At 62.0% G+C, this 26,997-nt stretch carries 1 protein-coding gene; it reads left to right on the plus strand.

Features of this window, described 5'->3' with window-relative positions:
• Positions 1–14 precede the first annotated feature (14 nt).
• Complete coding sequence (locus tag PWG15_RS25135) at positions 15–26,993, plus strand: LEPR-XLL domain-containing protein (protein WP_275026816.1); 26,979 nt, start codon at positions 15–17, stop codon at positions 26,991–26,993.
• The last annotated feature ends 4 nt before the right edge of the window (positions 26,994–26,997 follow it).

The raw sequence follows: 26,997 nt of genomic DNA on the forward strand, positions 1-26,997 counted from the left end.
CCGGGGAAAAGGCGATGATCGAACGCCTTTTCCGCTGGTTTAGTGGCAGGAAGGCGCGAAGCTTCAAACCCCGCTCGGAGACCAGCCATCTGCCCGGGCTCGCGCTTGAGACGCTTGAGCCCCGCTACCTGCTGTCGGCCGATATCATGCCCTTTGCGGTGGACATGGTCGGCGATAGCGGCGCTGACTACAGCCTGCGCTATGACAACCTCATCCAGGCGGTCCAGATTTACGATAACCGGTCGAGCCTCATCGTTGCGCAGAGAAATGCTGCGGAAATCGACTATATCCGGGTAACCGGCACTGCTGCGAACGATACGCTGACAATCGATTTTGGCGCGGATTTCCTTCAGGCGCTCGACATCGATTTTCAAGGCGGCGACGGCGACAACAAGCTTTCGCTGGCCGGCGGCTTGTTCGATCTCGTCGAGTTCGCGGCCGATGGCGCGGGGTCCGGCGTGTTCACCGCCGTCGACGACCAGATCAGCCATCGGATCGGTATCGGTGGCGTCTCGACCGTGACCGACGCGACGACTGCGCAGGAGCGGATCTTTGCCGATGTGACGGGCGAGGGGCAGGTTCTGCGCCTCAGCGATGCCGGCACGCCGGGAGATGGGTTCTCGACGCTCGACAGTATCAATGGCGACGCGCTGGTCTCCTACACCTTCGCCTCCCCCAATCTAAAGCTGACGATCGACACCGGCGCTGGCGACGACACCTTCGTCCACAATGGTTTCGACAACGCCATTTCGGGCAAGGTCCTGCTGAGCGGAGGGGCCGGCAGCGACGCAGTGATCGGACCTCCGGAAGACACCGATTGGAACATAACCGGGATGAACTCCGGCAACGTTTCAGGGGTGTCCTTCGTCGAGGTTGAGAATCTCAGAGGTTCTGCCGATAACGAGGACACCTTCTTCGTTTCGGCTGGTGGTGGACTGACTGGCGTCATGGATGGCGGCGCCGGCGGGTTCGACAGCCTCGTTCTCGATGGCGGTACTTTCCATTCTGTCACTTACGTTGCGACCGGTCCTGCATCCGGCACGATCACTCGGGACGGTCAGGTTCTGCGCTACGATGGCCTGGAGCCGATCACCGACAATACGGTCGTCGCCGATCGCGTTATCGCGACCAGTGATTTCGACGACGAAGCACGGTTGAAGGATAACGGCGACGGCACGCTTACGCTCGAATCGCTGTCGCTGATCCCGACCTTCGAGAAGGTCACTTTCGCCAAGCCCACCAACAGCCTGACAATCAAACTTGGCGCCGACCTCGGCATCCCGCTCCTGTCAAAGGATGTCCTGACGGTGAGCGGCGTCAATCTCGGGGCTGCAAGCTTTACTGTTTTTGGCGAGAACGCTGCCGATACGGCCGGCGATGACGGCAAGGACGAAGTCCTCATCGAGGGGACGAACACGTTCGGTGCCATGGCGGTTCATGCCGAAAAGATCACGATTTCAGGCAATGTTTCGGCGACGACGGTTACCCTTGTAGCGCTCGCCGAAGACGACGGAAAAATCACCGGCGGCGCCTATTTCGCGACACCCGAGGCGATCATCGACCTCAGCGGCGCGACCATCACCGCCTCTGGGGCCGTGCAGATCTCGGCGACGGCGGATGCAACCGTATCGGCTTCGACAGCGGAGGTAGGACCGCTTCAAGGCGTCATCGTCACCGTTCTGCCGGAGGCGAGGATCAAATTCGACAACACTACTCTGACGGCAGCGAGCCTGACGGGCGGTAGTGTGGTCAGTGTTTCGCTGACTGCGGCCGACGAAGGCGACGCAAGCGAGAACGACACGACCAAGGATGCGGCGGTTTCCGTGACGGTTGTTGTCAGCGATTCCATCACCGAAGTGCTGGGGGGCAGCTCCCTCAACGTATCCGGCGCGGTCGCGCTGACCGCCGACACCCACCTGGCACTAACAACAACGGCGAATGGCGGCTCGGGCTCCAAGGGCGCAAGCGTTGCCGTTTCGGAAGTCAGCGCAACGACGCGCGCCTATATGGCGGGCAATTCGTCGCTCAACGCCAATGGCGGTAACCTGCCCGATACAGTTGCCTTCGGCGCGACGTTGACCAGCAATGTCTCCACCACTGCGATCTCCAGCGCAGGCGGTTCGAACCAGGGCGATGGCACAAGCGAATCCGAAAAGCGGCTCGCCGACCCGAACCAGGACAGCAATACCTCGGACAAGGCGGCGACCAGCGGGGGCGACATCACCTTCGCAGGTGCGGTCACGGTTTCCGATTACCGGACCACCACGGAAGCCTATATCGATAGCTCCATCCTTGTTTCAGCAAGCACGCTCGCCCTGACAGCGGCCTCCACCGAGAGCGTGACCGCAGCAGCCGACGGCTCGGCCACCGGCAGCGCCGGTACCGGCGTTGGTGTGGCTGTCGCGCTCGGCATTGCTGATGTCACCACCCGCGCCTATGTCGCCGGTACGTCCGATCTGACGGCGAGCGCCGTAAACCTCAATGCCACGCTGAACGCGGGCGACAGCTTCGTCGTGACGGCCGAAGCCGGGGCAGGCGGCGCCGAAACCAACGTCGCCGGGGCTCTCGCTATCAGCATCATCATGACCGACGTCGAGGCCGTGATCGAGGCTGGTGCATCGGTCGATCTCAATGGTGCTGACCTGGCTCTGACTGCCTCCTCAACCACCCATGCCGAGACCGCAGCGACCCCGAACGGCGATGATCTCGGAGAGGCCGGCGAGACCGGCATCGGCGGTTCGGTGGCGCTCGCCATCATCGACAACAACACGAACGCGCTGATCGAAAACGGTGCGACGGTCACAGCCGCAGACGGCGTGACGCTTTCGGCAACCGGCAGCCATGAGTCCGAGACGGCAGCGGAAGCCGGCGGCACTGGCGGCAGCACCGGCATCGGCGGCGCGATCGCGATTGACGTGATCGACAATACCACCCGCGCCTCGCTCGGGACGGATGATGTCGAGCTCGATATAACCGGTACCTTCTCAGCAACAGCGACCCATCATGGGCTAAGCACGACCACTGCCGACGGCACCGCTATCGGATCGACAGCGGTCGGCGCGGCGATTGCGCTTGCCTTCGTCGACAATCGCGCGATCTCGACCACCAACCGGAATCTGCGCGCTGACGGCTCGGTCAGCCTGTCGGCATTGGGCGACGGCTCTAGCAAGGCGGAAGCCAAGGCAAGCGCCAAGGGAGCCGACAAGAACGACGAATCCGCCGACGGCAACACCAAGGCCGATCAGCAAAAGCAGAAGCAGGTAGACTTCGCCAACAGCAAATCCGGCGATGCCGACAGCACGGGTCAGACTGCCAACACCGGGGGGGGCAGCAGTGGCGATGTCGGCGTGGCGGCCGCCCTTGCAATCAACGTGTCCGACAGCGAAGCGCTGGCCAGCATCGGCAATGGCCGCACCGTGACGGCCGGCGACGGCGCCGGAACCGGCGGCGTGAGCCTGCAAGCGAAAAACAATATGGATGCCGCGGCGATCGCCGATGGCAGCGCGACGCTCGAAAGCGAAACCTCGGGCACTGCGGTCGGCGCCGCGGTGGCGATCAACGTTGCAGACATGAGCAACAGGGCGATCATCGGCAACGGCGCGATCGTCAATGCCGACGGCAGCGTTACCCTATCCGCAACCATGAAGAACGTTGGCGGCGATCAGAAGAACATCTTCGAGGCCCATTCGACATCGGGAGCCAGCGGTGGTGATACCGGCGTTGCCGGCTCCTTCGCGCTCAATGTGTCGGACGCAACCTCGGAAGCCGCGATCGGACCTTCAGCCAGTGTCACGCTCAGCAGCGACGACGCTTCGTTGACAGCGTCCAACACGTCCGAAAGCAGTGCTATCGCTCAGGCGGATGCGGAGAGTGCAAGCACCGGCGTCGGAGCCTCCTTTGCCATCAACGCAGCCGACAACACGGCATCGGCCAAGGTCGAAACGTCCGTTATCCTCACCGGCCTCGATGACCTGACACTCAGCGCCACGGGCAGCCACAAGACCACCACGACAGCGGAATCCGGCGCGACAGCCGAAGATGGGACCGGCGTTGGCGGTGCCATCGCGATCACGGTTGCCGATAATGTGACGGAGGCAAAGCTCGGCACCGGCGGCCTTATCGACCTTGACGGCGCCTTCAGCGCGACCGCAACCCACCATGGCGCCAGCACGACTTCGGCCCTCGGCGATGCAATCGCCGGGAATACGGCGGTCGGAGCCGCTATCGCGCTTGCATTCGTCGATGATAGTGCGACTGCGACTACGGCCCGCAACATCACTGCCGACGGCAATGTCGGTTTCTCGGCCCACGGTGACGGCGCCAGCGCGGTCGAGGCTAGAGCCAGCGCTGCAGGCGCGGACAAGGATAAGGAAAGCGACAGCGGCAATACGACCGCTGACGACCAGAAGAACAAGCAAAAGCAACTCGCCAACGACAAATCGGGCAAGACGAACACCGGTGACAAGTCCGCGACGAGCCAGGGCGGTACCGGCGGCGGCCAGGTGAGCGTCGCCGCTGCGCTCGCCCTCAACGTCTCTTCGTCGCTTGCCGTTGCTTCGATTGGTGACGGCGTCACGATCATTGCTGGGCAGGGCGCCGGCACAGGAGAACTTCAACTCCAGTCCTCCAACAACATGAATGCCAGTGCCACCGGCGACGGCAAGGCGACGACAACGAGCAGTGGCACAGGCGTCGGTGTCGCCGTTGCCATCAACGTCGCGACCATGCGGAACGAAGCTTCGGTCGGCGCCGGCGCGCATATCACGGCCGACGGCCTGACGGCTTCGGCGACGATGAAGACCGTCGGCGGCAATGCCGAGCACAATTTCGGTGCGGAATCCACTTCAGGTGCGAGCGGCGGCGACACAGGCGTGGCGGGTTCGTTCGCGTTGAGCGTTGCAAACACCACTACGCTCGGCACGATTGGGTTCGACCATGGCGGTGGCGGTACGACGACCGTCACGCTTTCCGGCGGCAATGTCAGCCTGCAGGCAACCAACACAACCAAATCGACGACAGAGGCGACCGCCCATGGCGCCGGCAGCGGTTCGGGAAGCACGGGCGTCGGCGCGTCGATAGCGCTTGGCATTTCGCTCAACACGACCTTCGCCGGGATCGAAAACGGCGAAACGGTCAGCGGCAACACCGGCAACTTCCAGGTTTTTGCCACTTCGAACGATACGGTCACGACCACAGCGAAGGCGGGTGCTGCGGGCAACACCGCCGTTGGTGGTGCAATTGCAGTCACCTACGTGGACAATGACACGGATGCTCATATCGGCACGGGTGCCGGCGGTGCGATCACGCTGAACGGCAATCTCGCCGCCCAGGCGACCCACGCCAGCACGATCCACACGCTCGGCGACGGCGAAGCCGCCGGCAGCAATGTCGGCGTCGGCGTTTCCCTCGCCTTGAACATCGCCGAAGTAACCAACGACGCCTTTGTCGGCAGAAACTTCTCCGGCGCCAACAATGTCAGTGTAACCGCCATGTCGACGTTCGACACGAAGGCGGAGTCCAAGGCCAGCGCCAAGGGCAATGACACCTCGAAGGCAAACTCCGATCAGGAAACCAGCAACCAGACAAGTATGGCCCAGAACCAGAGTGGCGGCTCCAAGGCGCCGACCCAATCTGGCAGTAGCAGCCTTGGCACCGCCGATAGCAAGAGCACAAACGAGACCGGCAAGTCGACACAGGGCGGGACCAGTGTCGCCGCAACGATCGCTGTCAATTTCCTCGACGCCGACAACACCGCGACGATTGCAAGCAATGTTGTGATCGGGTCTTCGGGCGCGATGGAAATTACAGCCATGATGACCACCGACGCGCGTGCCCTCGGTACGGCGACGGCGACAAACACCAGTGCCAATACCGGCGTTGCGGCCGCTGTCGGCCTCAACATCGCCTTGCTCGACAATACCGCGCAGGTCAATTCGGGCGCCGATCTCACCGCTGGCTCGATCAAGGTACGGGCAATTACGGCCGATGGCGAAAGGAATACCTTCCAGGCGCGGGCACTGGCAGGCGCCGTATCGAAGAACACCGCCGTCGGCGGCTCCGTCGCGATCAATTATCTCGACGTCAATTCAAGTGCCATCATCGGCAACAATACCGATCTCGATGCCAACGCCGGCGCAATTGCGATCAATGCCGTCAGCGTCAGCGAGATGCAGAGCATTGCCGGTGGCGCGGCGCTGAGCCTCAATGGCGGCACCGGTGTCGGCGTTGCGGTTTCCATTAATATCGTCAACGATCTCAATACCAAGGCCGACGTCGGAACCGGCGTCGATGCCGAGGCGAGCGGGGCGATCGGTGTCACGGCGCACGCTGAACTGTTGCCGATTACGGAGAGCCTTCCTGTCATCGGCAATTTGGCAGTGACCAGCTTTGCCGCCGGCGTTGCGGCAAGCAACGGAACGGCGGTGGGCGGTTCCTCGAGCGTCAACGTCATCTTCATGGAGACGCATGCCTTCATCAATGACGGCTCCGACTTCGACGGCAATGGCGGGGTGACCGTCGAGGCGACGGACATCTTGACCATGGTCAGCGGTGCAGGCGGCATCGGACTGTCCGGCGGCAGCAATGCCGGTGTTGGCATCGGTCTCGATGTGAACGTCATCATTCGCAATACCAGCGCCTGGGTCGGCGGGACGGCGGACCTCGGCGCAATTGCCGGCAATATCCTCGTCAACGCCGATTCATACGACACCATCACCTCGATTGCCGCCACCTTCGGCTTGAGCCTCAGCGGCTCGGGCGTCGCCGCCTCGGTCGGTGTCGTCGTACTCGACACCGCAACCGAAGCCTATGTCGAAACGGGAACAGCGCTCAACAAGTCCGAGCTTCATGCGGGCGGAAATGTCTCCGTCAAGGCAGCCGGCGACGCCAAGATCTTTGCGCTCGCCGGCGGTATCGCCTTCGGGCAGGGCGCCGGCATCGGGATCGCTGGGACAGTTTTCGTTCACATCGACGATGTGAAGGCCGAGATCCACGGCCAGGCCGACGTTGAAACCGGTGGACCGATTGGTCTCGATGTTTCGGCGATTTCCACCGAGGACGTGATCACGATCGCCGCCGCCGGCGGTGTGTCGACCAGCAGCGCCGCCGTGGCGGGCTCTGTCGCAGTCACGGTGCTGACCGAAACGACGATCGCGCGTATCGGCTCGAATACTGCGGTTACGGCTCAGTCAGGTACAAACAATCCGAGTGTTGCCGTCTACGCCTATGGCGAGACCGATCTGCTGACGGTTGCCGGCTCGCTGGCCATTTCCGGCGGTAGTGCCGCAGTTGGCGCCGGCGTCAATATCGCGACGCTGATCAAAACCACGCAGGCATCGATCGATTCCGGCATGGACATGGACGCTGACGGCAACGTCAAGGTTGAGGCCACCAGCAACGAGGACGTTGGTTCCTTCTCTGTAGCGGCCGGGGGTGCCTCCACGGCCGGCATCACCGTTTCGGCGGACGTCTTCGTCTTCGACATGACCACCCGTGCCTTCATCGGCGACGATCCGCTCGACGGCATCGCCAATGCGGGCCTGACCGATGTGCGCGCCCTTGGCAGTGTGCTTGTACAGGCGATCGACGAGACCGAACTCGACCTGATCGTCGGCGGCGTTGCCGTTGGCGGAAGCGCCGGCGTCGGCGTCGCTGCCGGCGTGGCGGTTGTCGACAAAGTGACAGAATCGTTCATCGGTGAAGACGCGCGCGTGACGGGCGAGGGCCAGCACAGCGTGGCTGCACGCACTGGCCGGTTCGATATCAGCTTTGCCGGATCGCAAAGCATGGGCGACGGCTACGATCCTAAGACCGACGGCCAGGTCAGCAAGGACAGCCTTGAAGCGGGCGTGCCGATCAAGGAAGGGGGCGGCGACCTCGGCCAGTTCAACGACCTTGACCAGGACGAAAGCGATGACGGGACGCCGACCGATCCAGGCCTGACCCAGCAGCGGACGGCGACGGCCGCCGTTGACGGCGGCTTCCGCGGCGTTGCAGTTTCGGCAAGCACGAAGGACGATATCGAAACGGCGGCCATCAGTGTTGGCGGCGGCGGATCTGTTGGTGTCGCCGTCGGTGCGGCGGTCAACGTGCTCAACACGACAACCACCGCGCTGATCGGCGAGGGCGCCCGTATCAACCAGGACATGAGCGGCAGCGGCAATGGCGCGCAGTCGGTTCTGGTCGCCGCAGCGAGCGATTTCAGCCATCTCGGCGTTGGTGCAGGTGCCGCCTTCGGCGGATCTGCTGCTGCCGCTCCGGCGGTCGACGTGTCAGTTGTCACGACGAAAACAACAGCAACAATCGGCAACGACACGCTGGTCGATGCGAACAATGACGTCGCGGTCGTTGCGACGGGCAAGGAGAAGGTTCTCGTCGTCTCCGCCGGTCTGGCGCTCAGCGGCGCGGTCAGCCTGGCGGGCGGCGTCTCGGTTGTCTCGATCGATGCCGACACCTTTGCCCGCATCGGGGATTCCACCGTCGAGGCCGGTGGTGACGTCGCCGTTATGGCGAAGGACGACTCTCAGTTCACGATCGTTTCGGGCGCGGTTGCCATTGGGCTTTCCGGCGGTGGCGCCGCGGGTTCCGTCGGCGTCGTTCACGTCACCAAGGACACCGAAGCGACGATCGGCGCAAATGCCTCGATCGATGCGCGTGGCAACGGCGCAGGTATTGCGACTGTGCTCGACGGCAACATCACCACCAGCGGCGGCAATCCGACCGGCTTCTCGACGCTTTCGGGTGAGGCCCATGGGGTCATCGTCCAGGCGGAATCGTCCGAAGTCGTCACCCATATCGCCGTCGCCGGCGCCGGTGGGCTTTATGTCGGTATTGCCGGCGCCGTCAGCGTAACCATCGTCGATTCCGATACACTGGCTGCCATCGGTGATGGCGCCGCGATCAACCAGGGCTCTGCCAACTATCAATTGCATCCGGCCAATGTCGGCCTCGGCCAGGGCGTTTATGTCAACGCGGCCAACGCCGTTCGCATCACGTCCTTCGCCGGTTCGGCGGCCGTCGGCTTCGTCGGCATCGGTGGCGGCATCGACTTCGGCAGCATCAAGAACGACACGACCGCCTCGATCGGCGCGAATGCCGATATCCTCGCACGGCAGGATGTCGCTGTCAGCGCGGACTCGATCCAGGTCCTCAAGGGCTTCGCTTTCAGCGGTGTCGGCGGCGTCGTCGGTCTCGGCGCGTCAGTCTCGGTCTGGTCGATCGGCCAGGATTTCAAGGACGATTACGCCAACGAGAAGGAAGGCACGTCCGGCGATGCCACCACGGGCGGCGGCGACAATGCGGCCGCCGATGCGGGCGAAAAGACCGATGGCGGCGTCGGCGAACTGACCGGCCAGATGACCGGTTTCAGCGGCGACGGAAACTCTCGCACCGCGGACTCCCGTGTCAGGGACAACATGCAGGGTGCATCGGACCGGCTGAACGCCCCGTCGTTCTTCTCGAGCGCGGACCTCGATGCCGCGTTGATCCCGACGAATGAGGAACACGGTACCACCGCCACGATCGAAGCTGGTGCGAATGTCGAGGCCGGCCATGACATCCTGGTTGTCGCCCGCCAGAACATGAAGGTCGATCTTCTGATCGGCAACGCCGCCGTTGGCCTGGTTGGCGCCGGCGCGGCGGTAACGGTGCTCAACGTATCCGGACAGGTCAAGGCCAAGGCCGGCGGCAATCTCGCTGCCGGCAATGAGATCAAGGTCGAGGCCGAGCTCGACGAAGAAGTCGATGTCACGACCGTCGCCATCCAGGGCGGATTCGTCGGCCTTGGCGCTTCGGTCATCGTCATCAACGACACAAGCCGTGTGCAGGCGCGTCTGCTCGATGGGACCGTGGTGGACAACGCAAGCTTGCTGTCGATCACCGCGTCCAACAAGCAGGACTTCGATGTCACGACGACGGGCGTACAGGCTGGTCTCGTCGCCGCCGGCGCCTCTTATGTCGATCTCAATATCGGCGACACCGACGACAGCACAATCGAATCCCTGGCGACCATCGGGTCCAACAGCCAGATCGGCCAGACCGACCCGGTTGGCGCGATCACTGTTCATGCGGACTCGACCATCGACGCCAAGGCGAAGACCTTTGCCCTTGCCGGTGGCGCGATTGGAGCCACGTTCAATTTCGTGCTGATCGACGTCGAAACAAACGTCGAAGCCTCGATCCTCGGCAACGCAAACATTGATGCGACTGGCACCGTTACGCTAGAGGCGATCTCCAACCACGACGCCAAGGGCGACGTCTTCTCCCTGAGCGTCGGCCTCGGCGCCGTGGGCACGAGCATCGTGACGGTCAACATTGTGCCGACGACGAGCGCGCTGATCGGCGGCAACGCCATCGTTACCGCTGGCGGCATCGTGATGCTGGCCTCCCACAACTTCTCCGGCGAAGCGGCCACGGATCGTGGCGCGAGAGCCTATGCCGAAGCTTCGGGCGGCGGTTTGATCAGCGGCCAAGGCGCGGCTCCCACCGCCAAGGCGAACGCGGTCGTCAACGCTTCGATCGGGGCGGGCGGCAGCCTCACGATTACCAACGACATCGACATCAAGTCGCGGCTGCGCAATTACGCCGTCGCCAACACGGAGGCGAACTCCTTCGGTGCTGCCGCAGTCGGCGCGACCGATGCAGAAGCAACGGCCAATGGCCAGTCGAATGCGGCAATGAATGCCAACGTTGTTTCGGTTCGCGATATCGGCGTCAATGCGCTTGCAATCAACGGCGCACTTGCGGTTGCCGAAGCGACCGGTGGCGGCGTGCTAGGCGCATTGACGGTCAACAGTGCAACGGCGACGGCCAGCCCATCGTCGGTCTCAGCGACCATCGGTAATAACACCTCCATCCAGTCGGCCCGCCACGTCCGGCTCAAGGCGCTCGCCAACACGGAAGGCGATTCCAAAGTCGTCGGTGTGACGATCGGCGGCGTCTTCGGCGCCGGCGACTCCGACGCGACCACCAATGTCAGCCCGACCGTTTCCAGCAGCATCGGAACGGGCAGCGTCATCAATGCGACGGGTGACATTTCCGTCGAGGCGATTGCCGCGCCCATTCCAGGAACGCAGCCCGACTATGCGGTCGTCGATGCCGACGGTGTCGCCGACACGATCACCGTCAATAATCACGGCCTGGTAACCGGCGATACGGTCGAATACGATGCCGGCACCGGTGGCGCGGTAATCCCCGGTCTTAACTGGCCCGATCCGCAAGATCCTGCAGTCAATCGACAGTACAATGTCATCAACGTCGTCGATGGCGGCAATATCGACCCGAACAAGCTATACTTCGGCTCGACTTTCAATGCCGCAAGCATCGATTCCGAAACCGAGATTATTACTTTCCAAGGCGCGCATAACTTCAGCAGCGGCGATGCCGTGCGTTATTACGCCGGGCCGGACGAGACGATCAACAGCTTCGGCCTGACCGAAGGCAATCTCTACTACGTTCTGGTTATCGACGAGTCCCATATCAAACTGGTCAATACGCATGACAAGGCGGTCAACCCGCAAAACTACTTCAAGAACTTCCAGCCCGACGACATCGCCAGCAATCAGATCACCATCTCCGGTCACGGGTTCACCAATGGCATGGCCGTCACCTATGACGCGCCCGACGCCAAGACCTTCGTCAGCCGGCAGGTCGACGTCCATCCGACGGCACTCAATCCCGATGGTTCGCCGATCGACGACGGCACCCAGGACAACATTCGCTTCTTCGACGACAACGGCAACGCACTGAACCATGGGTTCAGCGAGGGCGAGCACGTCGTCTATAACGTTGAAACAGAAACGGGGGCGCCCGGAACGGCGATCGGCGGGCTGTCCGATGGCCAGACCTACCGCGTCCACGTCGTCAATTCGACCACGATCCAACTGAAACGCAACGACGTTGTCACCGAACAGGTTCAGTTCGTCCGCAACGGGGCCGGCGACCGGATCATCCGCACCGATGGCGAGAACTGGGCCGATTTCGGCTTTGGAACCGGTACTCTGTTCATCAGCGGCGCCGGTGCCAACAGCGGTACCTATACCGTTACCGGCGTCAGCGGCAGCACATTGATCCTGTCGGTCGTCAACAGCGTCACGGAAACGACGCTCACCAAGACCTTCGATCAGTCGATCATCACGCTCACGCCCAACAAGGCGAAGACCGCCGACGACATCCATTCGCTGATCAATGCCAAGAATCTGCCCATTGGCGGGCTCGAAGGCGGCAAGACCTATTATGTTCGTGGCGTCAGCGGCCCCGGTGACGATACTTTCGAACTGTGGGACGCGCCGACCGGCGGCACCCAGATGACGCTGACGCCGACCGGGCTCTCCGGTCCCTATGCCAATCATCGGATTGGCGCGCTGGCTGTCGATATATCGAGCGATGCCACCAGCGAACAACAGCTGCGCATTGATCTCAGCGATGCCGTGACTTCGGCCGCAAATGGGCAATTCCTGTTTGGTCCGGGGCGCGTTTCTCTCAGTGAAATCGCGCCGCAGTCTGGCGACGGTGTGTCGTCGGCCTATTCAAAGGGGTCGGGTGGCGGCTTTGTCGGCGTCAACGGCAATGACGCCAATATCACCAGCAATCCGAACGTGACCGCCACGATATCGGCGACGCTTGTAACAACGAGCGGTGATGTCTCGATCACCACATCGGCCATCACCAATACGACGGCGCATGCGGTCAACGGCACCGGCGGCTTCGTCGCCGTCGGCGACGCGGATGCCAACAGCTACCAGGACGTCGACAGCGTCGCCTCCGTCGGCGCCGGCACCCGCATCGTCGCGGGCAAGAACGTCACCATTGCTTCCAGCACCAATGTGAATACCGGAGCCTCGTCGCATGCAAGCGCCGGCGGCGCCGTTGGCCTGGCTTCGCCGACGACCGTAGTCTGGATCGAGTACAACAGTGCCGCAACGGTCGGCACCGACGCAATCGTCGTCGCCGGCGAACTGGCACGGCTGACGGCCTATTCCGAAGCCGGCGTTTCCGCCAAGTCGACCGGTTCGGGCGTCGGCTTCGGCGGTGATGGTGATGCCGTCACCCATGTCTATATCGGTGTTGCGGATCCGAACCCCGATCCGGATCAGGCGGACACGATCGCAACGCTCGGCGACCGGGCTGTTCTGAGCGCCAAGCGGGCCGTTGCCAGCGCCAAAGTCGGGCGCTTCGACATCTTCGCCGGTAGCGACGGCCGAGGCGCCGGCTTCTATGGCGAGGGCCAAGCCGAAAGCACGCTGACGGCGCGGCCGAAAGCGGAAGTGCATATCAATGCCGATTCCGAACTGACGGGTTGGGAAGGCGTCGATCTCATCACGCGCTACGACAACGTCAAGACCCACGCCAAGTCGTACGCTCGCGCGACCGGTCTTTTCGGCTTCGTCGATTCCGACGCGCACAACGACACTGACGTGGCGTCGAAGATATTCGGTGCCGCCGGCGCTCTGGTGACCGCCGGCCCGCGTAACAACGCCGATGCCGTGCTCGGCCATCCCGATTATCCGCAGGAGCCGGCTGCTTCGAACGAACACTTGGCGCTCTATGCTTCCACGGTCAACGGTTCGATCTCGCAGACGGATGACGCCGACCACAGCAAGCGATCGCTCGCTGCCGGTGGCTCCGATGGCAGCAGCCCGGACGACCGGCCTCAGCAGATAGATTTCAATTCGGATGTCCTCATTCTCTCCGGACGATCACCCGAGCTCGTCGTCAAGCAGTTGGTCATCGGGGCGGACGGACAGATCGACGTTGCGGTCGAAGTGACCGTAAACGACAGCGCCAGCGGCGGCGGCAGTAGCGAAGGGGAGGGTGACACGATCCAGAGCGACGACATCGTCGTCAACGACATCCACAATCCCGGCCCCGGCGACGTCGTCTTCGATTCCGATACGATGGTCGGTTCCGGCGGCACCTGGACGTTCCGCGATACGCTGCAGCGCGTCACGATCCGCAACGAGTCCGACAAGGACATCATCATCAACAATATCGACGTCGTCACTGACGAGCAGCCACTCGCCTGGCTGAACCCGACGAAGACGGTGACGCTCACGTTCAACATCGAACGCGAGGTCGCGCCAACGCTGATCGAAATCACCGACACGGGTGGTCGGTCGGATATCTACATCAACGGCACCATCGAAAACCCGATCGGGACGACCACAATCGTCAATACCGACGGATCCGTTTTCGCGTCCAATGATCGAGGTGTCGTCGGCAGCGATGGCCGGGAATCGCTCATCCGCACGCATATCCTAAATATCCGTGCGGACGAAAACGTCGGCACGACGGGAACCCGCGTCAACGTCGATATCGTCGACAGCGCCGGCCTGCCACAACTCATCAGCTTCGATACCGGCCGCGTTAGCGGCCTGACTGAGCAAATCTTCCTCGGGCACGAGAATCGTTTCTACACCGGTCAGCTTGTCCGCTACGACGCCGTCAGCACAGCAATCGGCGGGCTCGTCGATGGAGGCTACTACTATGTCATCGCTTCGTCCGATGGCCTGAGCGTCCGGCTGGCAAACACCCTTTCGAATGCGCTCGCAGGTGTCGCAATCAACCTTTCGCCGAGCGGGCCGCTTACCAACCAGCATAGCCTGATCTCGGCCGAGACCTTTACGGTCGATGCCGTTCAGAACGTCAATCTCGATCTCAAGGCCCTGCTGCGCGAAAATCTCGGTGGCGGCTATTACATCGTCGAAATCGACCGCATCAGCGCCGGTGACACCGCCAATGTCCTGCTGCAGGCAAGCCTCGAACAAAGCGGAGCCGGCGCGTCCGGTGGCGTGCTCGTCAAGGCGCCGAGCCAGGCGGCCGGCCTCACGCATTACAATTTCTTCCGGCCGGACAGCGGCGCACCCGAACCGCTCAGCCGTGGTGTCTTCGGAACCGGCAATACGGCGATCGCCTCGACCTATGACTTCCGTGGGATCGATCCTGCGACAGGCAGCCGGACTCTTCATGGTCTCCAGGCCGGAGCGGTCGCCGCCGGCGGTGATATCATCGTCGCAGCGGCAAATCCGACACCCATTGCAACGACCATCAACGTTCTCGGGATCACCGAGATTGCCGGTAACGGCGATATCGATGTGGTGACCAACGGCTATATTGCGCTCAGCGAGAAGACCGGCGACATGCGGATCGAGCGCATCAAGTCGACCGCGTCGGACGTGCTGCTCTACTCGCCGCGGCGCATCCTGGATGCACGTGGCCTCACAGAAGGTGACGCCGAAGCCGATGTCGCCGGCCGCAACATCACGATGGCCGCCGGCGTCGGTCTCTTCAACCCGAACCATGCACAAGTCGCGGCACAGGTTCTCAACCCGACGCTGCTCGATATCAATTCACCGCTCGGCGGCATCGGCCTGCCGACCGATTTCCTCGAGATCAACGTCGATATCCGCAACGGCGTCGGTGGCCTCGGCGTGCTAAGGGCGTTCGACACGACCGCCGATAACACGCTCGGCATCTTCCTCGACGAAGTCGTCGGCGACCTCCTCGTCCACACCGTTCACACGACCAGAGACATCTCATTGCGTACAGTTGCCGGCTCGATCCTCGACGCCCGCAACAACGGCGCCGGCGACGATTTTGCTGACATTATGGGCCAGAGCATCGATCTCGACGCTAATGGCGGCGGCTCTATCGGAGCCTTCACCAACGACCTTGAGATCGATTCATCGCGCGGTTCGTCGAATGATGACGTCGCGCTCGAAGCCGGCAACAATATCTATCTGGCGGAAGCTCCTGCTAATCCCGGCGAAAGTGCCGGTAATCTGAGGCTTGTGCTCGCCCATGCCTATGACGGCGACATTCGCATCACCGTTCGCGAGACGGGTGTCCAGGGTGAAAACCTTGATCTCCTGCACAGTGGTAGCGCGCGCTTCTCCGAAGACGGCACCACTTTCCCAACCTTCCAGGCGGATGCCGAACGCGCCATCCCGCACGGGCAGATCTTTGCCGAGAAGGGCAATGTGCAATTGCGCGTCGGCGACAACGTCACGCTCGACTCCAACAGCGAGATCCTGGCTGCCAAGCGCATTGACATCTACGGTGACGTCACCGCCTTCGATGAGACCATCAACTTCCTCGCCAATGCCGATATCGGCTTCGGCTCTGTCATGCTGCTGCGCGGGCGCATCATCGCCAATGCAGCGGTAACACCCGGCAACAAGAGCAATGGAACGCCCGTCGGTACCGCCACACCGAAGACCTCTGCACCGCACGCGACGAATCTGACCTGGATCTTCGGCAATACGGATGTCGACACGATCCAGTTCGGCGATCCCTCGGGCGCCGGCGGCACCAACACTCAAGGCAGCCCCGGCTATATCTTCCTCGGCTCGAAGACCCGGGTCTATGGCAGCCAAACGCTCGATCCGACGGTTGCTGACGGAGAAGATCGCTTCACCGTCTACTATCTGCAAGACACGGCGACGCAGACGTCACCTAATATGACGACTGCGGCCGAACATACGCTGACGCTCGATGGTGTCTCCGGCAGCGACCTTTACGAGGTTTACACGCTCGGCTCGAACAATCCGGGTCTCGGCAATGCCGGCACGGACTTCAATCGCAACTACGTCATCAATGTGCTCGATACCGGGCGGTCGAACGACGGCGTCGATGCGCTGAACATCTATGGCTACAACTCGGCACTGAACGGCAAGGATGGGGGCGGCAACAAGCTGATCGACGACATCTTCCTGCTGCGTGGTGCAAACTACCTGCCGCACGAAATGGCCGACCGGCCAGCCTATGTCGCAATGGTCTACGGCCAGCCCACGACCTATGCGGACACGATCGAGGACAATGAACCTTCGAACGAAAGCGCGCGCATCAACTATGACACGGCGCTCAACGGACGTGTGACCATCGAGGGCCTCGGCGGCAACGACAACTTCTATTCGGACGACACTACGGCCATCGTTTCGCTACAGGGTGGAGCGGGCGATGATTCCTTCCAGATCGGGCAGATCTTCGGCAGTAAGCGAACTGATGATCCCGAAAATGGCGCAACGCCGTTCTTCGGCGGCGGCTTGCTCGCCCAGGACGTATTCCCGGACATGGTGGCGACGACCCGCGGCTGGTTGAGCCCAGGCATCAGCGCACCCTTGGTCGCCCAGGGCGGAACCGGCAACGACGAATTCCGCGTCTATTCGAATCAGGCTGAACTGAGGCTCGAAGGCGACGACAACAACGACCTGTTCATCGTGCGCGCCTTTGCGATCGCCGCTGTGGCCAACGAGGATTGGAATGGCGACGGCACGATCGACCAGGACGACCTGCCGGCGGTTACCCTCGACACCAATGGCGATGGCGTCATCAACTTTGCCGATGCCGATTCCACCCCCGACGACTACACCGATGACGTGATCGTGCTCGACGATCAGGGCGTTGCGATGCCGATCATCGGGCTCGGCTTCTCTGTCGCACGGGCGCCCGACATTCGCGCCGGCGGCGGGGAGGACGAGGTCCAGTACAACGTCAACGCTCCGGTTTCCGTCGACGGTGGCACGGGCTTCGATAAGCTCGTGATCCTCGGCACGGAGTTTGCGGACGACTTTGCAATCACCGAGCGCGGCATTTTCGGCGCCGGCCTCAATGTGCGCTACACCACGATCGAAGTGGTCGAAGTCGATGGTCTCGAGGGTGACGATGAGTTTTTCGTCCAGTCTACGGCCTTCGGCGTTGCCTATCGCGTTATCGGTGGCCTCGGGTCCGACACAATCAACGTCGCCGGCGACGTGACAGAAGATATCGTGACCCGCGAACTCGAAGGCGCCTCCGGTGCCGTCGATCATCTGGTTGCATCCGGCGACGCGCTTTACGACGGCGTGCTGGTCGACGGTTTCGACTACAACGTTGCTTCTGGTGAAGAGGGCATTATCCGTATCGACGAAACCGGCGGCCTTACTGCCGTGCGCGAAGGCGGTCCAGTAAACGTCGACAGCTACACGGTGAAGCTTGCAATCGCCCCGCTTGCCGGCCAGGTGGTCTATGTCACGGTGTCCGCGGCACGCTCGCCGCAGGAAGAGGAAGACGGCACGCTGTTGAACCCGACGCCCTTGCCGAACGGCCTTGGCGACACGATCTGGCTGTCCACCGTCAACCCGGGCGTAACCGTAACCGACAGCGACTTCCAGCATGTTGTCATGGTCAATGGCGTCCCGCAGATCATCAAGGATCGCGCGGTGGTTCTGCGGTTCGACAGCAGCAACTGGATGAATCCGCAGACGGTCTACGTCTACGCGCCGGATGATCCAAGGGCAGAAGGCGACCGCGTCGTCGTCATTCAGCACAGCGTGATTTCAGACCTTAGCGGGGTCGATACCAACGTCATCGATATCGATGCCGCATACCCCGATGGCGACCCCTTCGACGCGGCAGACGTCCGCAATGTCGAAGTGCTGGTCAGAGACAACGACACACCCGGCATATATGCCACCGAGGTTGCGCCTGGCACCAACATCGAAGACGGCCGGTCGCTGGTCATTGAAGGTAGCCCGACAACTCAGTTGACAGATGAAATCCTCGTTCAGCTTCAAACGGCACCGGAGGTAGGCGACATCATCGTCGTCAAGCTCTTCCTCAACGAGGCAAGCGACGAGGATATCCAGATCTTCGATGTCGACGATCCGACGAACATCTTCAATTCGGTCGGCGACCGCATGTACAAACATGCTGATGGCTACTGGCGGCTGACCTTCGACCACACGAATTGGGACGATCCGGTTCGCATCGGCGTGCAGGCACGTGATGATATCCCGCGCGAAGATCCGCATACGGCAGTCATCTACTTCCAGCGCGACGATGTTCTGACGACCGACGCCGACCACGACTATGTCTTCCCGAACCTGCGGTCCGGCCCCGGTTACATCGACATCGAAGTCATTGACAACGACACAGCGGGCGCAGTCGTCCTCGAAAGCGGTGGCACGACGCTCCTCAATGCCGATGGCAGCGACACGGATGACTACACGATCCGGCTGACGAAGGCGCCCAGTACCACCGTGCAGGTCGCGATTGTCACCGATGGACTGGCGGATGTCGTCAGCGTCAATGGCGTCGCCGTCACACCCGGCTCGGGCTATACGGTGATCGGCGGACTGAGGCCGACGCAAATTTTCGACGGCAACTTGGTCTTCAGCAATGACGGCCTCAACGGCAAGATTACCCGCGGCACAGGCGCCGATCTTGGCAGCTTCGTCGACGAAGGCTTCTTCGTCGGCCAGCAAATCCGCATCGGCAACGCCGGCGGCAACAGTGGTGACTACTACATCACCGCAATCGACACGGTTGATGGCAAGTTCATCAAGGTCGATCGGACGTTCGGTACCGGCGGCCAGCTTGCGGATGTCATCCTCTCGGATCTCGCGAGCGAAGGCGCCTTCACGGGCAATATCCAGTTCCATACGGTCATCGAGGACGGCGCACCCACCTATCGTTTGACGATCGCCGGCCTTGCCGACGATGCGGACGGTTGGCTCGCATTTGGCTTCCTGGAAGGCCAGTGGATCCGTGTCTTCGACGCCGCCGACAACGTCATCGGCAACTTCAAGATCGCGATCATCCGAGGCGAGAACGACACCAAGGACGCCACGATCCAGATCACATCGGAGAACGCTGGACTGCTGCCGGTCGGCAGCACTCTTGCGGGCGTCAAGGTTCTGCGGACTGCTGCGGTCGCAACGTTCAATCCGGGGAACTACTCTGTCCAGCAGACGGTGGTGCTGCAGGCGGACGATAACTACGACATCCCCGTCACGCGCGAAGGCGTGAAGGTCTTCCCGGTCTCGGGCCACTATCTCTCTAAGCTGCGCGGACCGCTGGCTGTCGAAGGCGGCCCGACGGGTGCCGACCGTTCCCTGGAAAACGGCCTGAAACTGCCGGGTGAAGCCGACGACTTCCTGATCGCGATCGGTGCCCAACCGCCGGAATCGCAACAGATCGACGTCCTCAACATCTTCAACGACACGAGCAAGGAAGATGTCGACGGCGTTATGACGCAGACGACGCTGACCGGCTTCAACATGGCTGACGATCTGAGCCTCGGCCTCGGTGTCACCGGCGACCCGGCATTCGGTGAATCCGGCTTTTTCCCAGGCGGTATCAGCTTCGGCAAGATCAGCGTCGGCGCCGACGGTCAGTTCGGCACCAACACCACAAAGAGCACAATCGAGGTCGTCAACCTTATGCTCGGCGAGGGCAACGACGGCCTCGTCATTCAGGGCACGCTTGATCCGGCCCCCTCCGTTCAGGTCACCAATACCTTTACGGTAACCGCGAACGGCACCAATGGCGGCACGATCGTCCGCGCAGGCTTCGATTGGAAGGCCATGGGCTTCCTCGTTGGACAGACCGTGCAGATTGCCGGGCAGGCAGGCACCTGGACCGTTGTCGCGATCAACGACGCCCTTATCGATCCGCTGCACCCGGAGGAAGGCGCTGATCCGAACGACAATTCGATCCTGGTTCTTAGCGGCTCGTCGCTTGCCGGCGTTGCCACCGGCTCGCTGACCATCACCGCGATCGACAAGGACGTGATTACCGTCAACAAATCCGTCGACGTCGCCCAGACGATTGCCGGCGGGATCATCGTGCGTACCGACGGCGGTGCATGGACCGGCTTCGCGGTCGGCGACTTCATCAGCATCAACGAAGATTTCGCGAAGGGCGAATACCAGATCATCTCGATTTCGGGTTCGACCATGCGTGTCGTCGGCGGTCAGCTCGCGTTGGTCAGCGATGCGCCGAGGACGATCAACCGTATCAACCCGGTCACCAATGCGATCCTGCAAACGGTGGTCACCGACGTCAGCATCGACCCGACCTATACCGGCGGCATCGTCACCCGTCAGGACGGTATCAAGTGGGCCGCCGAGGGCTATCTTGCCGGTCACCTCATCACCATGATCGATGAAAACGGCAAGCGAGACTTCCGCATCATCGAAATCTCCGATGACGGCTTCTCGCTGAAACTCGAAGGCGTGCTGCTCGCCACCCAGAATGATGCGGTCAAGAGCTTCTATGTGCAGGGTGCGCATGGTGGCCTGACGCTCGTGCACGGCGGCGGCAACATGTATCTCGAAAGCGCTGGCAAGATGAACATTGCCAGTGCCGGCGGTGGCTCAATCGTCGTGACCCGCCTCGACGGGCGCGACTGGTCGGAAGACAGGTACCAGGTTGGCCAGGTCATCCAGTTGGAGGGTGAGACCTACACCCGGACGATCCTTGCCATCGTCGATGCAACGCTCCCGCCGCCGCCGAATTCTGCTCTGACCTGGGGCGATCTCAGTGCCCTGGTGCTGAGCGCGCCAAACACCCACGTCGGGCAGGGGGCCGGCGTCACGCTACCGGCCGATGCGTTCAACAGCTATGCCGAACGCTCTCTGCATGTCGCTGAAGCACGCACGATCACGGCTTCCGGCACGATGAACGTTGCTACCAACAGCCTAACCCGCAGCTCTGGGAGCTGGCTGGCGGATGGCTTCTATGTCGGCCAGAAGGTCTATGTCAGCGGCTATGCAGGACCGTTTACGATCCAGGCGCTGAACGCTGCCATCATGACGCTGCAGAACGTGGCACTGACACCGGCAAGCGGTGTCCAGCTTACCGTCTTCGGCTATGATGTAACGCTCGATGGCGGCAAGCGCGTCGGCGGGGATTACATCAAGGTCAATGGTGGTGCCGGTCCGAACTCACCGCTCGTCATCTATGGCGACACCAGCCAGGACGGCATCTGGTATTCCGGCCAGGCCCACAATGTGCTCGGCATGGAATTCGGTGAAAAACCGTTCGATCCCTTCCCGCAATTGCAGGATGGTGAGAACGAAGACGATGAATGGGTCTTCCCGCTCGCCAACCCCTACAAGCTCGCCGGCAACGACATTATCGATGCCAGTGCACTGTTTGCCAATGTTCCAGCGGGAAATCTGCCCAGTGTCGGCCTGACCATCTACGGCGGCGCAGGCAACGACACGATCTATGGCAGCCAGGCCGGCGATCATCTCGCCGGCGGCTCCGGCGACGACCTCATTATCGGCAATCGCGGCGTTGACCATATCTATGGCGACAGTGGCGTGAACGTGAATATCTTCACGCGTCAACTCTTTATCGACACGGTCGATAACAGCCCGCTGCCTTCCGCCAACCCGAACACCGACACCAACGGCACCACGATCAAGCCGGTTAAATCTTCGGTCCGCGATCTCATGCAGGCTGGTCGTGACCTGATTTTCGGTGACGGCGCTTCGCATCTTGGCTACGGCTCCAGCGCAGTTGCCGCCGCCGGCGTACTCGGCGATTTCGACGACATCATCTTTGCCGACCACGGCGTGATCGAGATGTTCGTCGACGATCCCAACCTGCCGTCCGGACTCAAGCAGCGAATCCAGACGACCGAGCTTGTGCTCGTGACGGCGATCAAGTCGGCCGAACTGCAGAACGGCGCCGACGATATCGTGTTCGGCGGGCTTGACCGCGACGTGATCGTCGGTGGTGCCGGCCATGACATGCTTGACGGCGATCAGCAGGACGACCGCATCTTCGGCGACAACGTCTATCTCAGCCGCCAGGGAGGCGCAGACGGCAATCTGGTCGACGACACGTTCAGCAAGCGCTTCCAGACTTTGGCCGGCGCGCTGCTCTACAGCCGCACCGATCGGCCGATCCCGGCAGGCTTTGGCACCGTCACCGGCGACAACAGCGGTCTCCTTCTGGTCGACGGTATCGCACGCCGTTACCGCGATCCGGACGGTGCCGCATGGTGGAGTGAGTATGCGGTCGACTACGCGACCCTTCACACGTTCGCCTTCGACCATCGTACTGCCGGCGTCGGCAGCTTCGGCAACGACTATATCGCCGGCAGTCAGGGCCATGACGAAATCTTCGGCCAGCTCGGTAACGATGTCATCCAGGGCGACGGCGGCATAGAGCTTGCCTTTGCCGGCACTTCGCATGTGGGCGCCTCCAGAACTTCGGGCGGCGCTTCCGACCCGATCGGCCCGTTGACGGTGATCACATCCTTCGCCGCCGCAAGTGACGGCCAGGACTACATCGAAGGCGGCGGCGGAGATGATCAGCTCTTTGGTGGTCTAGGACAGGACGATCTGATCGGCGGCTCTTCGTCGTTCTTTAGCTTGACGGATGCGAATTCACGACCCGACGGCGACGACTACATCTTCGGCGGCACGGGCGGAGAGATCGACCGCAACGACCTCGACCTTCCGGGCGACGGCACCCTTGCGGCTGCACGCTATGCTCGCGATGCCGACACCATGGTCGGTGACAACGGCAACATCGTGCGTATCGTCGGGGTCAATGGCGTCGACATCAACCCGAATGGGCTCGCAAACCAGCAGCTCTACGTCCAGTTCAACTATGATTTGAACGATCCGACTCGCTCCGGCGCCGAACGCATCGTGGTGCGCGGCGTGCATCTCCTCGACTACACGCCGGGCGGCCCGGATTTCCGTCCCGACCTGTTCTCGCGCACGAACCCGAACGATCCTGCCTATCGAAACGAATTCGGTCTATGGGCGAAGAATGACATCGGTGGCCATGACGAATTCCATGGCGAAACCGGCGATGACGTCGCCTATGGCGGCGGCGGGCACGACCGGATGTTCGGCGACGCCGAGAACGACGATCTGATCGGCGGTTGGGGTAATGACTGGATCTCTGGCGGTACCGGCCAGGACGGCATTCTCGGTGATGACGGCCGCATCTTCACGAGCCGCAACAGTGCCACCTATGCTGAGCCGCTCTACGGCGTCCTGGCTCTCCTTGCCACTGATCCCGACACCCGCACCAGCCAGGGTGACGTGCTCAATGAGTTCATCTTCACGCCCGGGCAGGTACAGACCGAAACGATCAACATCGGCGGACAGTTGAAGAAGTCCGTTGATCTTACCCCCTATAACCTGAGGCCGAATGCCCAGGGCGCGGATGATCCTCTGTTCGACGCCAATGTCGTCGACGACATCATCTTCGGTGGCCTTGGAGACGACTTCATTCATGGCGGCGCCGGCGACGATGCCGTCGGCGGCGGCGAGGCTTTGCCGCTCAGCTATACCCAGCGCTTCGTAAACGGCGTGGTGGTTGGACTGGTACGCACCGATTTCACCCGGCCATGGAACCCGGGGGACGTTTTGCGCTTCGGCGCCGACACCGACCCCTGGAATGCACCGAAGCCAGTGCAGAGCAAACTCGGCGAATTCTTCCTCTACGACGAATACGATCCGCGTCGAGCCATTCTGTTCAATGCGGACGGAAGCGTCTGGAAGTCGGGTGCTGCACCAACGCAGTTCCAGTATTTCCTTAATCTCGTCGACAATGAAGGCCCACTGGTCAACGGTGCAATTGCGTTCTCACCCAACGGCACGCCGACGGCCTTCGCCGACCGCAACACCGACGGCAATGATGCGATCTTCGGTGACCTCGGCAATGATTGGATCGTCGGCGGAACCGGCCGCGACCACATCTATGGCGGTTGGGGCAACGACCTGATGAATGCCGACGACGTGCTCAGCACCAACGGCTGGATGAACGATCAGCCGGAGACGCATCCGGTCTACGAGGATCGCGTCTTCGGCGGTGCCGGGCTTGATATCCTGATCGGCAATACGGGCGGCGACCGCCTGATCGACTGGGTCGGTGAATTCAACAGTTATCTGGTGCCGTTTGCTCCGTTCGGCATCGCGACGGTCAGCCGGCAGGTGCCGCCGCAGCTCTTTGACTTCCTCTATGCCCAAGCTTTCAGCGACGGCGTCGACATCACCCGTACTGCGGACACCGGCAACGTCAACGGCAGCGACAAGTACAGCCATGTGTCGCAATTCCAGGGTGGCGTCGAAGGCGAGCTCGGCCTCGTCACCCAGAAGGATCACGGCATCTGGCAAGACCAGACAGGCGGTCCGACGGATCCGCAGGCAGGTAACATTCCCGGCGGCAAGCGCGACGTGCTGCGCACAGCCGACTTCAACGACGGTACGCTCGACGTCTTTGCCGCCGACGAGGGCAAGTTCGCGGTTTCCAGCGGCATGATGTCGGTCGAGTCCGAGACCTCGTGGGGGCAGGCGGCGGCGGTCTTCTACGCCGACCAATACCTGCCGATCTATTTCGAGATCTCGGCCAAGATCACAGCGCAGAAGCCGTTGGCAGGCTGGAAAGCGAACTCCTACGTCATCTTCGACTACCGTTCGCCGACGGACTTCAAATGGGCTGGCATCAACGTCTCGAACGATCAGATCGAGATGGGGTACCGCGATGCAAGCGGCTGGCATCAGGTCGTCAAGTCGAACAAGCCCGTTCAACTGAAGGCCGGCATAACCTATGACCTGCTGGTCGCCGTTAACGGCACCAACGTGACTGTCACTGTCGCAGGTGTGAACTGGTTCGGTTACACCTTTACGCCGAGGATCGAGGACGGGGCGCCAGTCGGGCTCAATCGCGGCATGGTCGGCGTCGGTAATGACGGCTCCAAATCGAAGATCGACAATTTCTCGGTTCAGATTCTGCCGCCGAACCTGTCGCTCGACTATACCGACAACTTCGACGGAACGGGGCGCTTCCCGATGACGGGAACGGCCGCTACAGGCTGGACTGTCACCGGTGGCCGGCTTACTGGCGCGGCGGGCGCTGCCATCAACACGTTCAACCTCGGCACCAAGCTCAGGGCCGATTCCTACCTTGAGCTGGAAGCCAAGCTCTCGACCCCGGGCATTGGCGGCATTGTCTTCGACAGCTACGGTCCAAACGACTACAAGTTCGTCGCCCTCGATGTTGCCAGCGACAAGGTGCTTGTCGGCCACGTCAGCGCCAAGGGTGGCTACAAGGTCGATCAGTCCTTCAGTCGTGTCCTTGATGCAGGCGTCGACTATACGCTGAAGGTGATCTTCAAGGGCGCTGCGGTCAGCATTCAAGTGAATGGCGGCCTCGTCGGCACCTATGGCTTCAATGCCGCCCTGGTCGATGGTGGCTTCGGCACAATGTCGCGTGTCGGATCAAGCTCGTTCGATCGCTACCTGATCCGCACAAACGATCCCTCCTTCAACACGTCGGCCAATCTGTTGGCGGCGACCGGCGACACGGTCGTCGCTGGTGGCGAGGTCACCAGGGGACAGGCACTCTCAGTTCTCGATGATGCCATCGCTCTTTGGGCGAAATCGGGACTGCTCGATGCAACAACCCTGGCGCGCCTTGGCACGATCGACCTGCAGGTCGTCGATCTAGAGGGCGACCGATTGGCCGAAGCCGTGTTTGGCGCAATCAGGCTGGACCGCAACGCCGCCGGGAGAGGCTGGTTCGTCGATCTCACGCCTCAAGATAACGAAGAGTACCGCTTGATCGACGGCATGTGGCAGGCGATCGCCGGCGGGCCAGCGGAGGGACGCTTCGATCTACTCTCGGTGCTGCTCCATGAAATGGGTCACGAGGCCGGGTTGGGACACTCTGCCAACGATGCGGTCGGCGACATCATGACCGAAGCGCTCGACGTCGGCGAGCGCCGGTTGCCGCAGACGGCAAACCAACCCGAAGCGTGGAACGACGGCCAGGTGTTCGATGAAGAACTGGGAATGTTCGTGACCCCGACTGAGCGACGGCTGATGAAACTTGCCGGTATCAGCGCCTCGGATCTCCAGATCTCAGGGGTTGGCGAGGTTCATGAGGTTGCCGCCGTGGCATCCGGGTGGACCGAAAATGGGCGAGATGCTCTGGCGACCGCCTGGCAACCGTCAACCGGTGGGGGACATAGCATGGCGCGCGTCGGAAACAACGGCGCGAAGGCATGGGTCTTCGACGATGCGACCGGCATGTTTGTCGATCCCACCGCCTGGACGGCTGAGGTCAGCGATCACGCCGCCGAGACGTCAGGCGGCGGCGCGAATGATGGCGATGCAAGTGAGCAGGACGTGTTGAACGGCATGATCGAGTGGGAGGCCCGAAAGGGACTGCTTTCTCGGTTGGTCAGTCTCTTTGGAGGACGTTAGCGTG

The sequence above is a fragment of the Ensifer adhaerens genome, from assembly GCF_028993555.1.
Lineage (GTDB): Bacteria > Pseudomonadota > Alphaproteobacteria > Rhizobiales > Rhizobiaceae > Ensifer > Ensifer adhaerens_I.

What these genes read in the sequence shown, in the direction of transcription:
- PWG15_RS25135 (WP_275026816.1), top strand. Translation starts at nt 15, where the DNA reads ATGATCGAACGCCTTTTCCGCTGGTTTAGTGGCAGGAAGGCGCGAAGC.